Source organism: Pseudonocardia tropica (genome assembly GCF_040105315.1).
GTDB lineage: Bacteria > Actinomycetota > Actinomycetes > Mycobacteriales > Pseudonocardiaceae > Pseudonocardia > Pseudonocardia alni.
This window is the reverse complement of sequence record NZ_JBEDNP010000014.1, coordinates 68,452-81,717: the sequence shown is the minus strand read 5'-3', so window position 1 is coordinate 81,717 and position 13,266 is coordinate 68,452. Positions and strand designations below refer to the sequence as shown.

Genomic DNA, 13,266 nt, shown 5'->3' with positions numbered 1-13,266 from the left:
CCCGCCGCGCAGCACTGCGCGGACCGCCCCGTGGCCGTCGCGAGGTGGTCGCGGTGCTGAGGATCGTCAACGGCTACAGCCCGGAGTACCTGTTGAAGGAGGTCGCCACCGGGCGGGAGAACTACTACACCGGGGCGGTCGCCGAGGGCGAGCCGCCGGGGCGCTGGTGGGGCGCCGGGGCGGAGAAGCTCGGCCTGCACGGCCTGGTCGAGGCCCAGGACATGCGCGCGGTCTACGAACGGTTCCTCGACCCCCGGGACACCGCGTTCGGTGACCCGTCCCAGTGGGACACCGCTGGAACGCTGGGACACACCGGACGCAAGTACCAGTCCGAGGACCAGATCTACGCCGCCGCGCTGGAACACGAGCCGGACGCCTCACCGGAACGCCGCGCCCAGCTCCGGACCGAGGCCGGACAGAAGGCCCGGCACAACGTCGCGTTCTACGACGCCACGTTCTCGGTCCAGAAGTCGGTGACGCTGCTGCACACCGCGTTCGAGGCCCGCGAGGTCGCCGCCCGCCAGGCCGGCGACGAGGACACCGCCGCGGCGTGGGGCGAGTTCCGCCAGGCCGTCGAGGACGCGATCTGGGCCGGGAACAACGCCGCCCTGGAGCTGCTGCAGGACAAGGCCGGCTACACCCGGGTCGGGCACCACGGCGGCGCCGCCGGCCGCTACGCCGACGCCCACGCCTTCACCGTCGCGTCGTTCTTCCAGCACGACTCCCGCGACCGGGACCCGCAGCTGCACATCCACAACACGATCCTCAACCGCGTCGAGGGCCCGGACGGGATCTGGCGCACCGTCGACGGCCGGAGCCTGCACCGCTGGCGCCCGGCCGCCGCCGCGGTCGCCGAGCGCAGGACCGAGGAGCGGATCACGGCGTCGCTCGGACTCGTGATGGCGACCCGCCCGGACGGCAAGGCCCGCGAGGTCGTCGGCGTCTCCGAGCAGGCGATGAGCCTGATCTCGACGCGGCGGCACAAGGTGACCGCGAAGACCGCCGAGCTGGTCGAGGCGTTCGAGCAGCGCTACGGCCACGCCCCGAACGGCTACCAGCTCGAACGCCTCGCCCAGCAGGCCACCCTCGCCACCCGCGCCCGCAAGTCCCACCACGGCGAGACCCGCGGCGACCTGCTGGACCGGGTCGCGGCCCGGATGGACGCCGAGATCGCCGGTGGCCTGGCCGGGATCGCCGACGCCGCCCTGGCCGCCCGCCCCGGCGAGGTCGCGCCGATGCAGTGGTCCCCGGCCGAGGTCGTCTCCGTCGCGCTCGCCGAGGTCCAGAACTCCCGGACCGTGTGGACCCGCCCGGACCTCATCCGCGCGCTGAACAGCGCTCTGCCCGACCACCTCGGGATCAGCGACGGCGGCCAGATCGCGAAGCTGCTCGACATCCTCGCCGACGAGGCCATGACCACCGACCTGACCAGAGTGCAGACCAAGCGCCCCGCGGCCGACGTCCTCCCTGATGAGTACAAGCTCGCCAACGGCGACTCCGCGTTCGAAGCCCCCGGCGCCACTCTCTACGCGACGACCGGGCACGTGCACACCGAGCGGGTCCTCGCCGGGGCCGCAGGCCGTCACGACGGCGAGCGCCTGCCCGACGCCGTGATCGACCGGTTCCTGACCGGCCTGGCCGCCGAGGGCACCCGGCTCGGTGCCGCGCAGGAGGCCGCCGTCCGTGGCGTGCTCGGTTCCGGGGCGCGGGTCGAGACCCTGGTCGGCCCGCCGGGGACGGGGAAGTCGTTCACCGTCGGGATGATGGCCCGGGCCTGGACCGACCCCGACCTGACCGGCGGTGGCCCGGCGCGGCGGGTGTTCGGGCTGGCGACTGCGCAGGCGGCGACGTCGGTGCTGGCCGAGCAGGGTCTGACCGCGCGCAACATCGCCGCGTGGCTCGCCACGCAGGACCGGCTCACCGCCGGCCGCCTGCGTGACGACGCGGATCTGGGGTTCCGGCTGCACGCCGGGGACATCGTGGTGGTGGACGAGTCGGCGATGACCGACACCCCCGCCCTGGCCGCCATCCATCAGCATGTGGACGCGGCGGGGGCGAAGCTGTTACTGGTCGGGGACCCGCGCCAGCTCGCCGCGATCGGCGCCGGCGGCGGCATGGATCTGATCTCGCGGGCGGGCGGGGCGCGCTACGAGCTCAACGAGGCCCGCCGCTTCACCCACGCATGGGAACGCGAGGCATCGCTACGGCTGCGCGAGGGCGACACCACGGTGCTCGACGAGTACCACCGCCACGGCCGTCTGATCGACTGCGGCCCGCGGGATGCGGCCGAGGCGTCGGCGGCGCGGGCGTGGCTGGCCGACACCCTGGCCGGGAAGGCGTCGCTGCTGCTGGTCGACACCAACGACCAGGCCGACCGGCTCTCCTCCGAGTTGCGCGCGCAGCTGGTCGACCTCGGCCTGGTCACCGAGTCCGGGGTGCGGCTGGGCCGCACCGGCGCTTACGCCGGGGTCGGTGACGTCGTGGAGGCCCGTGCGATCGGCCACGACCTTGCCGGGTTCGAGGGCAACATCCGCGCCCCGCACACCCGGGAACGCTTCCGCGTCGTCGGGGTCCGCGATGACGGCGGCCTGGACGTCACCACCGACCTCAGCCGCGACGGCGACGAGGCGGGGGAGCGGATGGTGCTCTCGCCCCGGTTCGTCGCCGACGACCTCGCCCTGGGCTACGCAGGGACCCGCTACTGCGGGCAGGGCGCCACCGTGCAGACCAGCCATTCGGTCGTCACCGACCGCACCGACCACGCCGCCGCCCTGGTCGGCCTGACCCGCGGCACCGACGCCAACACCGCCTACGTCGCGACCGTGACCGAGCTGCCTGACGCCGCGGACGGCAGCGACCGCCACCAGCTGCACCGTTCTCCGAAGGCCGTCCTGACGACCGCACTGGAGCTGGCCGAGCCCGACCGCTCAGCGCTGACCATCGCCGCGGACTCCGCGCAGAGGGCCGAGTCGATCCCCGTCGCGGCCGAGCTGTTCGCCGATGCTGCGCATCAGGCGTCGGTGCGCCGCACGAGTGCGTGGCTGGACCGGCTGACCGATACGGGTGTGCTGACGGCCGAGCAGCGTGACCAGCTCGCCGCCGAGGATGCCTCTACCTCGCTGACCCGCGTGCTGCGTCGGGCCGAGGTCTCCGGCACCGACCCCTACGCCACGCTGCACGCCACAATCACCGGCCAGCCACTCACCGGCGCCCGCAATCTCACCAACGTCATCCACGCCCGTCTACGCGACCGGCAGCGGTTCGAACCCGACGTCGGCACCTGGGCCGATCGGGTCCCGCACCTCGACGACCCGCAGATGACCCGCTACCTCGACCGGCTCGCCGAGCACCTCGACCAGTGCACCGCCGAGCTCGGCGCCGCGGCCGCGGCCGGGCCGCCGAGCTGGGCGACCGAGCTGCTCGGTGAGGTGCCCGACCGGGGCGCGGCCGAGGCCCGCACGGAGTGGGAGCGAAATGCCGGCGCCGTCGCTGCCTGCCGCGCTCTGACCGGCCGCGAGGACACCGACGCGACCGAGGCCGGCCCCGCCGAAGCCCTCGACGTGCTCGGCGACGCACCGAAGCCCGGGATGGTGGAGCACCACGCGGCCTACTGCGCCGGGTGGGAGGCGCTGGGCCGGCCCCGCGCGGACCGGGAGGAGTTCGAGCTGTCCGACGGCGCGCTGAGGATGCGCGTGCGCGCCTACGAGCGTCAGCAGGCGTGGGCGCCCCGTTACGTCGCCAACGAACTCGCCGGGACCCGCCAGGCTGCCGAGCACCACCGCGGCGCCGCCACCCTGCACCGCGCCAAAGCCGACGCAGCCACGGACCCGGCCCGCGCCGCCGAGCTGCACCAGGCCGCCGACGGAGCTGCCGCCCTGGCCGCCGAGCTGGACCGGCGCGCCGGCGAGCTGGAGGAGGTTGAGGCCGCCCGCGGGCGTTGGCTGCTGCGGACCGCCGTCGATCGGGACAAGCACGACCGGGCGGTGATCGCGCTCGCGCACCGCAACAGCGACCGCGACGCTCCCGATGAGCGGGTCACCGCCGACGAGTGGCTTACCGCCCACGACGAGGCCATGCGCGCTGAGGACGAGCACCGCCCGATCACCGAGCACGACCTCGACGACACCGTCGATGAGTCCCATACGCTCGACGACGGCCCGGTCCTGGAGACCGCGGTCCCCGACCTGCGCGAGACCGCCGCGACCCAGCCGCGGGAACGGCACGAGGACGACGTCCGTGTGCCGACCACCGCCGAGTCCGAGGACGCCGTCACCCGCGCCCGTCGGGCCCTTGACGAGATCCAGGCCCAGGAGGTCTACGAGGCCGGCCTCGACACCTCCGAGGCCCGCGACGTCGACCACGCCCGCGACGACCCATACGCCGACGAGGTCGGGGACGGCGAGGACGACTACGCCGACCGCTGGGGCTGACCCGGATCGGTCACGATCGCCTCGACGACAGCCCGCCACAGCGGCCACCGCTGCGGCGGCTCGTCGTCGGGGCGCACCGGCCACGCCATGTGATAGCCGTCGTCCTCGATGTCGAGGTACGCCTCGGCGATCTCCACAGCCGACCACGCCCGCGGGGACCGCCACAGCTCCAAGGCCGCGGCCACCGGCGCCGGTAGCCGGCCGCCCGGGATCCGCTGCGTCGGACCCCACGACGCCGTGACGACCGGACAGCCGTCCGCGCGGGTCCCGGTCTGCACGAGCTCGGCCGGGTTCCACCGCACGACGTGTTCACCGACCCGCGGCACATCGACTACTACGAGCCCCGTCGGTAGCGGCTCGCCGGGGCGCTGCAAGGCGATCTGTAGGTCGGCCTGCTCCCAGGCCAACATCAGCCGCGAGGCGTTCACGAACGACGCGACGAGGCCGAGGGTCTCGACGGCGGTGTGCGCGTCGCTACCCGGGTAGAACGCCCGCGCGCGGACGTAGCCCGCGTACGGCTGGCGCCCCAGGTCGTCGCAGAACATATGCATGGTCGGGGGCGGGACGAACCCGCCCTCGGCCAGCATCGCGTCGGTCGTCGCGACGGCGATGTTCTCCAGCTCGTCCACCAGCTGCTGCTCAGTCAGCTCCATGTCAGCAGAGTCTGCGACAGACCCCCGACAGTTCTCGGGAGATTGAACAACCCCTCCCGGGGAGCATTCACGAACCTTTCCGATCGACTGCAGCTTGGGAATGGCGTCCGCGAGCGGTGCGACGACCGATTTGACGGCGGGAGCCCCGCTCTGACTCAGAAGGGGCAGTCGAACCGCTCACGAAGCCGGTGCCATCCATTCTGCGCGGACGGCGGTATCTGGGAGGCTCTTGACATCGCTTCCTTGATCTCTGCGCGAACCTCGTCGCTTTCCATAGAATCTGCGAGGGGTGCTTTCCAGGATTTCTCGGCGACCTCGTCGAGTGCATCTCCGGGATCGGGCAGCGATGCTGCGATGAGCGCGATCTGCTTGATCGCCCACGCAGTTGTGTGAAACTGTCCCTCTGGATTGAGTAGGAGCCCATTGACCAGACCTACGCGGTAGGACGTGGGCCAGGCGGCGAGATCGTGGGTTTCCGCACAACGTTCGACGCCCTCTTCCTGGACCAGGAACGTGCCTGTCATCGCACGCCGCGCGACGGCCAAGCCGAGTAAGGACTGGTCTGGCGGAGGCAATGCGCCTAGGCGAACAGCGTGCAGCCGCTCTGTCAGCGCTCCCCGGTAGAAGACGGCGCCCCCCAAGTCGCGGATCAAAGCTTCGGGACGACCGAGGATCACGTGCCGCAGGCGGCGTAGAGCCCACCGAGTCCAGAGCATGGCTGAGTCCACGCTCACGAGGGCCAGTTCCTCGGCAACGGATGGCGCGACCGAGCGACCGTGCCCGGTGCCATAGCGGTTTCGCAGGGGTGCGAGTCCCGCACAGATCTTGAGCGCACCCTGTGCGATATCGCGGATGCTTGCGTCTGTCGCCAGGCCCTTGCCTGGTTGCCTGTCAAGCACTGCCTGCGCCCTATTCAGGAGCTTGGGCATATCCTCTTTGCCCGGCGCTGTCTCGCCGCGGGACTCCAAGACGACTTTCGCAGTTGCCTCAACAAGCTCCTTCGCGCAGCCGATGATCAGTGGCAAGTCCTCCTCACGTAATGCTCGATTGAGCCGTTGCAAGGGATCGTCGATCGCTTGCCATGCTGTGTCCTCGAGGCCGTCGGGTCGGTCGAGTCGGAAGGTCTCAACTACGCCAGCCGAGGTGAAATAACGTAGCAGAGACATGAACGGCCGGACCTCCGAACTCTCTTGAGTAGACAGGTATTGTTCAGTCGGCGACAAGTTCGCTCCGGCCGCCTCACGTCGCGAATCGCGGTGCCATCGCTTCCATCTGCTCGATCACGAGCCGAATGGCGTCGGGCTGCTTGTCCGGCGGATACTTGTACTTGACGAGCAGCCGCTTAATCGAGGACCGGAGCTTCGCGCGCACGTCGTCGCGGACCATCCAGTCTGTCTTGATGTCTCGGCGCATTACCGCGACCAACTCGCGCGCGATCTTCGCCAGGACGTCCTCCCCCTGCAACGCGACAGCTGACCCGTTTGTGCTCACCGCGTCGTAGAAGGCCAGTTCATTTTCGGACAGCGGCGGGGTGAAGTCCTGCCCGCGGTTGCTTTCTGCGGCGACCTCTTTTGCCATTTCGATCAGCTCCGCGATGACCTCGGCGGAAGTGAGCTGCTGGTTCGTATACCTGTTCATCAGCTCCTTGATCCGCTCAGAGAAGGCGCGCTGCCGCACAAGGTTATTGCGGGAGACGGCAGCGGACTCTTCGGTGAGCAGGTCTCGCAACGCCTCGATGGCGAGATGCGGGTTGTCCGCCTCCTGCGCCCGGACTGTGAACTCGGGACCGAGATCTGACAGAGATGGCTTCGGTATGCCGGCCGCCTCGTAGATGTCAACGATCTCGCCGGTTGCAGTCGAGGAGGCGACGAGCCCGGCGAGGAGTCGCTGGATCTCCTCGGGAACCGGCTGTCCGGAGGCCTGCCGTTCCTGGGCGTCGAACTTCGCCATCCAGACGCGGACCTCTTCGTAGAACCTCGCCGTCGGGCGCAGGTCCGCGAGAGTTTCGCTGCCGGCCGCCAACGCCCAGGCCCGGGCAAGTTGGTTCGCCAGCTTCCGGAAGCGTTGCCCGAGCGTCTCTTCCCCATCGGTCGGCTGGTTGCGGGGTGTGGCAGGGGAGCGCAGGTAGTTGGTGAGCCCGACCGCCGCCTTGATCCAGCTCTTGGGGTCTCCGTGGAGCTGCTGTCGCCACAGGTAGCCCGAGCAGATCGCGTCGAGCGTCTCGATGAGCGTCCGCGCGAGCGCGGCCGCCTCGTCGACGTCGCGGCCGACCGGGCGCTGTGTCTGGTCGGTCGCGGTGTACTCGGCCAGCGCCGCGTTGAGGTTGTCCGCGAGCGGGGCGTAGGCCACCAGCAGCCCGTCCGGCTTGCCGCGGAAGGTGCGGTTGACGCGCGCGAGGGTCTGCATGAGCAGCGCGCCCTTGAGCGGCCGGTCCAGGTAGAGGGTGTGCAGGGGTGGAGCGTCGAAGCCGGTGAGCATCATGTCCTTGACGATGACCATCTGCAGCTCGTCGTTGGGGTCCTTGAGCCGGGACTGGATCACCTTGGTTTGCGCGTCGCGGCGCACGTGCTTGGCGACCAGGCCGGTGTCGGCCGCGGAGCCGGAGTACACGACCTTGATCGCGCCCGCGTCAGCCGAGTCGGCGTGCCACTCCGGCCGCAGCTTGACGATCTCCTCGTACAGATGAGCGCAGATCTCCCGGGTGCCGCCGACGATGAGCGCCTTGCCGGGCACCGTGATGAACGGCCGCATCGCCGCGGTGCGCTGCTCCCAGTGCGCCACGATGTCAGCGGCCAGCGCCGCGAGTCGCGCCGGTGCCCCGTACACGGCGTTGATCACTGCGACGGACTTCTCGATCCGGGACCGCTCGACGTCGTCCAGGCCGAGAGTCGCCTCGTCCGCGGCCGCGTCGAGCTGGTCCTCGGTCAACTCGCCGGCGAACTGGACGGCGATCAGCCGCGGCTCGAAGTACACCGGCACGGTCGCCCCGTCGGCTACGGCCCGGGTGAGGTCGTAGGTGTCGATGACGGACCCGAACACCTCCTGGGTGTTGCGGTCGGCGAAGGAGATCGGGGTGCCGGTGAAGGCCAGGAACGCCGCGTTCGGCAGCGCATCGCGGATGTGCCGGGCGTAGCCGTCCAGATCGTCGTAGTGACTTCGGTGGGCCTCGTCGACGATGACGATGATGTTGCGACGGTCGGAGAGCTGCGGGTGATCGCGGCCAGCCTGCCGCTCGGCGTCGGTGAGGGAGAACTTCTGCAGCGTGGTGAAGTAGATGCCGCCGGTGGCGCGGTTGGTCAGCTCGTCTCGGAGCTGCCCGCGGGTGGTCACCTTGACCGGAGTCTCGGCGAGCAGCCGTGAGCGGGCGAAGGTCTCGAAGAGCTGGCTGTCCAGCTCGGTGCGGTCGGTCACCACGACGAGTGTCGGGTTCTTCAGCTTCGGCTGGGTGCTGACCAGATGGCCGTAGAGCTCCATCTCCATGGACTTGCCCGAGCCCTGGGTGTGCCAGACGACGCCGGCCTTGCCGTTGCTCTCCGCCGCCTCGACGGTGGATCCGACAGCCTTGGTGACCGCGAAGTACTGGTGCGGTTTGGCGATCCGCTTCGCGTAGCCGTCCGCACCCTCGTCGAAGGCGACGAAGTTGCGCTGCAACTGCAGGAAGCGTTCCTGGTTGAACAGCCCGTCGATCAGGCACTCCAGCTCGACGTCCACGCTGAGGTCGGCGGCGTCGCTGCCAAGTCGGACCGGCTCGCCGTCGTCGTCGACGTTCCACGGCGAGTAGTGATTGAGCGGGGTGAACGGAGTGCCGTACCGCGCGGTGATGCCGTCGCTGATTGCGGTGAGCACGCAGAACCGGAACGCCATACCGAACTCGCGCAGGTACGTCCGGAGCTGCGCGTGCGCCGACGCGATGTCAGCCTGCTCGGACCCGGCCTTCTTCAGCTCGAAGATCGCCACCGGCAGACCGTTGCAGTACGCGACGATGTCGAAGCGCCGTTCGACCTCGGCCGAGCGGATGGTCACCTGGTTGACGGCCAGGTACTCGTTGTCCTCGACCCGGTGCCCGATCAGCGAGATCGTCGGGTTCTGCTCTATGCCATCGGTGTCGACGTAGGAGATTCCGCGGTAGCCGTGCACGAGGATCTCGTGCAGCCGGGCGTTCTCCGCGATCGCGTCCTGTGACTTCGGGGCCACGATCTCCGCCAGCGCCTGCTCCAGGTACTCGGCCGGAACCAGCGGATTCAGCCGCCGCATCGCCGCCAGCAGTCGCCCACGCAGCACGATGTCGGCCCAGGAGTCCCGGCCCCCCTCCGCCCCCGGCGCGACCGCCGCGCCGGCCACCGGTTCCCACCCGTGCTCGGCAAGCCGGTCGAGCGCGATCGTCTCCCACTCTGCCTCGCTGACCATCACACGTCCTCCTGCTCGGACGCGACTGTCTCGCCAGTCGCGACATGCCTCGCTTCGCCACTCTCATTGCGTTCCGCCAATTCGTTGGCGATTCCGTAGGGAACGTGTACGCCAGCGATGAACTCAGTCGTTCCGTCGAGGTGGGCGGTCTGATCGTCGAAGAAGATGTGTGGCTTCATGACTTTCAGAATGCGAGCTTTTTCGATGCCGCCAAGAGAGAAGGCGTCGTTGACGTTGACGCCCCAATCTCGAAGCGAGTGTACCGCTCGTTCATGTGCTGGCGCGTTCCGTGCGGTCACCAGTGCGATCCGCAGTCGCTGAACGTAGGTTGGATCGCTGGCGCGCCGATTTTCCTCGATCTGCTGGACCCGGTTCAGGTCCGCGAGAAGGTGCTTGAGGGGCCCAGGGGTGAGCGGGTCATCTTTATGGGTCGACTCGTGCTCGAAGTAGTTGAGAATGTTTCCGCTCGATCGGAAGACTCGCTCGGCTTCGTCGCTCGCCAGGACGCCATCGAAGTCGAAGGCGATTACGAGGCTTTGATCGGTGTCATCGTATTTCGCCGCAGAGGGTAGAACGTGACCGGCCGGGAAGCCTGCCCGGATCGCCGCCTCGACGTCTGGGCGATTCCCTGACAAGAACAACGACATGCTGAGTGCCTCGATGTACGCATACGGCGCTCGGCCCTGCGTGAAGACGGATCGTGTTATCGGCAGGTCGTGGTGTTCGATCGAGCGCATGACACGCAGGCCAGTGTTCGGATCGTTGCGAGAAAGGACGATCACCTCGACAAGGGGGTCCTCAGGTCGCAGGTCATTCAGCTGAAGTAGCCGCGTGATGAACGGAAACGCGACACCCGGCTGCAGTATGTCACCTAGGTGCTTATCCTGATATTCGCGATACGCGATCTCGCCGTGGGCCTGGAAGAACTCATCCGACTCCGCAAGGTTGAACAATGCACTTGAGGAAACTCCCACGACTAGGCGCTCGTCCAGGTCATACGGCATGTCGGCCCACCGTTATTTTGTTCGGAATTGCTCGAACGCGGAGTCGCCCCGACATCATAAGTGGCAGGAGTTCGTCTCGTGTTGAAGCGAGGCGTTCATTCTCCTGGACGAGGCTTGCCGTCAGAGCGTGTAGTGGGCCGACGGCTTCATTAAAGCTCCGAACCGTGTCGTCGTCCGGTAGGCGAACCGGTAACGACTTGAATCGGCCACGGGGAAGCTCAAGGAACGTCGCGCCGTTGGCGTAGGCCAGGAAGTCGGCGACCCGCGAACGCATCTCGTGGAACAGCCACCACTGAAAGGCTGAGATCTTGGCATTTACCACGATGAAGCCTTGATTCACTGCGGTTGGCCCCTGCGCCATCGCGAATGCCCCAATGGTTGCGCGCGACGTCATCAAAATGGAGCCTTCTGGATAAAGGGCCGACGAACAAGCCGACAGGCCCGCTTCGGTGATTGTGCGGGCGGTTTTGCTCAAGTAAGGAGCAGGGAGCGCTGTAACGTCGGTCGGAGTCGCCCAGAGGATGTCGCCCCCCCAATACTCTTCGACCGATGTCTTAGGCGTTCCGCCGCCTCCAACCTCAGCGACATCGTCAAAGTTCTGGTCAGCAGGCTCCAGGCTGCTAGCAGATCGGCTGAAGATCGAGCAGGCAAGCTCGTCAGCTAGCCTGATCTGGCGGTCGTTGGCCGCGATCTTCTCGTCGAGGGCCCCCAGCACCTCCGCGATCGCCTCCTGCTCTTGCAGGTCTGGGAGCATCAGCACCAGCGACTGCGCCGACCTGACGTTGAAGTGTTGTTGGACTGCGCCAACCAAGTGGGCAGCGATGTGCGTATCGGTGACCCAGTTTAAGTAGTAGCTCAGCCATCGGGAGTTAAGATTCGGTCCTGGGCGCGTGATCACAAGGTCCGAGCAGTTCGCTTCGGGTAACTCGGCCGGCACAACAGCGGATTGGCCGGGCTTGCCCGTCCGAACTGTGACAACGTCCCCTGGCTGTAATGCAGATTTTGCCAGCCGGCGATGGAACTCGGGCCGTATGAACTTCACGTCAGTCATGTCAATGCGGTGCGGGCGGACATTGAGCGACCGCAGGAAGGGGACACCGGTATCCCGGTATTCGGACGCCATCGGCCCCACAAACCCGACGGTGACATCAGCGGCCACTTCGCCGAGCCGTACTTTGCGCCATTCATCCACCGAGTCGCTCCAACTGCTCACGCACGACCTTCTCCAGCCGCGCCGACTCATCGAAGGCGGTGAGCAGTTCCTTGCTGAGTCGTTCGATCTTGGCTTCTAGCGGCTCGCCATCGTCCGCGACCTCGGCGGATCCGACGTACCGACCGGGCGTCAGCGCGTAGTCCGCGGCCTTGATCTCGTCCAGCGTGGCCGACCTGCAGAACCCCGGCACGTCCTCGTACCTCACACCCTTTGCCGCAGCCGACGGGGAGCCGCGCCAGGCATGGTAGGTGTCGCCGATTCGGACGATCTCCTCGTCGGTGAGCGCGCGCTCGGCGCGGTCCACCATGTAGCCGAGCTCGCGGGCGTCGATGAATAGCACCTGGCCGGAGCGGTCGGTCGAACCCTGCTTGCCGGCGCCCTTGCCCTTCGCGAGGAACCACAGGCAGACCGGGATGCCGGTACTGCGGAACAATTGGGTCGGTAGCGCGACCATGCAGGCGACCAGGTCGGCCCTGACGATCTCGGCGCGGATGTGGCCCTCTCCGTTGGAGTTCGACGACATCGAGCCGTTGGCCATCACGACGCCGGCCTTCCCCCCCGGTGCGAGCTTGGACAGGATGTGCTGGAGCCAGGCGTAGTTGGCGTTGTTGGCGGGCGGGACGCCGAATCGCCAGCGCGGGTCTTCGACGTTGCGGGTCCAGTGCTTGATGTTGAACGGCGGGTTTGCCAGGACGTAGTCCATCTTGACGTCACCGTGGATGTCGCGGGCGAACGTGTCGCCCCAGCGCGGGCCGAGGCCGGCGTTGTCGATGCCGTGGATGGCGAGGTTCATCTTCGCCATCCGCCAGGTCTCCTCGATGGACTCCTGGCCGAACACGGAGATGTCCTTCGGGTCGCCGTCGTGCTCGTAGATGAATCGCTCGGTCTGCACGAACATGCCGCCCGAGCCGCAGCACGGGTCGTAGACGCGGCCCTTGCTGGGTTCCAGCACCTCGACGAGCACCTTCACCACCGACGGGGGTGTGAAGAACTCTCCGCCCCGGCGGCCCTCGGCGCGGGCGAAGTTTCCGAGGAAGTACTCGTAGACCTCGCCCATCAGGTCGCGGGCGCGGTGCTCGCCCTGGCGGCTGAACCGGGCGCTGTTGAACAGGTCGATCAGCTCGCCGAGGCGGCGCTGGTCGATGTTGTCCTTGTTGTAGAGCCGCGGCAGCGTGCCACGCAGGCTCTCGTTCGCGCGCATGATCGCGTCCGTCGCCTCGTCGACCAGCGAGCCGATGGTGCGGGCCGGCTGCGTGCCGGCAGCCGGCTTTCCCTTGGCGTTCTCGGCCAGGTAGCCCCAGCGGGCTTCCGGGGGTACGACGAACACGCCGTAGCCCTGGTACTCCTCGGGGTCGTCGATCAGGTCTGCGATCTGGTCCGCGTCGTACCCCTCGGCGGTCAGGTCGGTGCGGATCGCCTCCCGGCGCTCGTCGTAGGCGTCGGAGACGTACTTGAGGAAGACCAGGCCGAGGATCACGTCCTTGTACTGGTTCGCCGACAGGGAGCCGCGCAGCTTGTCGGCCGCCTTCCACAGCGTGTCCTTGAGCTCCTTCATGGAG

Annotated in this window: 7 protein-coding genes; 1 reads left to right on the top strand and 6 read right to left on the bottom strand. The window is 68.2% G+C overall.

Features of this window, described 5'->3' with window-relative positions:
* Positions 1-53: 53 nt before the first annotated feature.
* Entirely contained in the window at positions 54-4,430 is a 4,377-nt protein-coding gene (gene mobF, locus WHI96_RS21410) for a MobF family relaxase (RefSeq protein ID WP_345651367.1), read from the top strand.
* On the opposite strand, the gene WHI96_RS21405 is transcribed toward mobF, so the two are convergent.
* The 6 genes from WHI96_RS21405 to WHI96_RS21380 form a co-directional block, all read right to left on the bottom strand.
* A complete protein-coding gene (locus WHI96_RS21405; RefSeq protein ID WP_345651365.1) occupies positions 4,409-5,083 on the bottom strand; it encodes a hypothetical protein in 675 nt (224 codons plus the stop codon). The two genes, mobF and WHI96_RS21405, sit on opposite strands and share 22 nt — an antisense overlap.
* Positions 5,084-5,238: 155 nt before the next feature.
* Positions 5,239-6,249: an abortive infection family protein gene (locus WHI96_RS21400; RefSeq protein ID WP_345651362.1), complete on the bottom strand. Its 1,011-nt coding sequence runs from the start codon at positions 6,247-6,249 to the stop codon at positions 5,239-5,241.
* A gap of 73 nt (positions 6,250-6,322) precedes the next feature.
* Complete coding sequence (locus WHI96_RS21395; protein ID WP_345651560.1) at positions 6,323-9,490, bottom strand: type I restriction endonuclease subunit R; 3,168 nt, start codon at positions 9,488-9,490, stop codon at positions 6,323-6,325.
* Entirely contained in the window at positions 9,490-10,494 is a 1,005-nt protein-coding gene (locus WHI96_RS21390; RefSeq protein WP_345651359.1) for a 5'-nucleotidase, read from the bottom strand. The genes WHI96_RS21395 and WHI96_RS21390 overlap by 1 nt, the downstream gene beginning before the upstream one ends.
* The gene (locus WHI96_RS21385) at positions 10,484-11,707 is read right to left on the bottom strand and encodes a restriction endonuclease subunit S (RefSeq protein ID WP_345651356.1); all 1,224 of its coding nucleotides are present in this window, start codon (positions 11,705-11,707) and stop codon (positions 10,484-10,486) included. Before WHI96_RS21385 ends, WHI96_RS21390 begins: the two co-directional genes overlap by 11 nt.
* The gene (locus WHI96_RS21380) at positions 11,679-13,262 is read right to left on the bottom strand and encodes a class I SAM-dependent DNA methyltransferase (RefSeq protein ID WP_432422463.1); all 1,584 of its coding nucleotides are present in this window, start codon (positions 13,260-13,262) and stop codon (positions 11,679-11,681) included. Before WHI96_RS21380 ends, WHI96_RS21385 begins: the two co-directional genes overlap by 29 nt.
* Between the last annotated feature and the right edge of the window lie 4 nt (positions 13,263-13,266).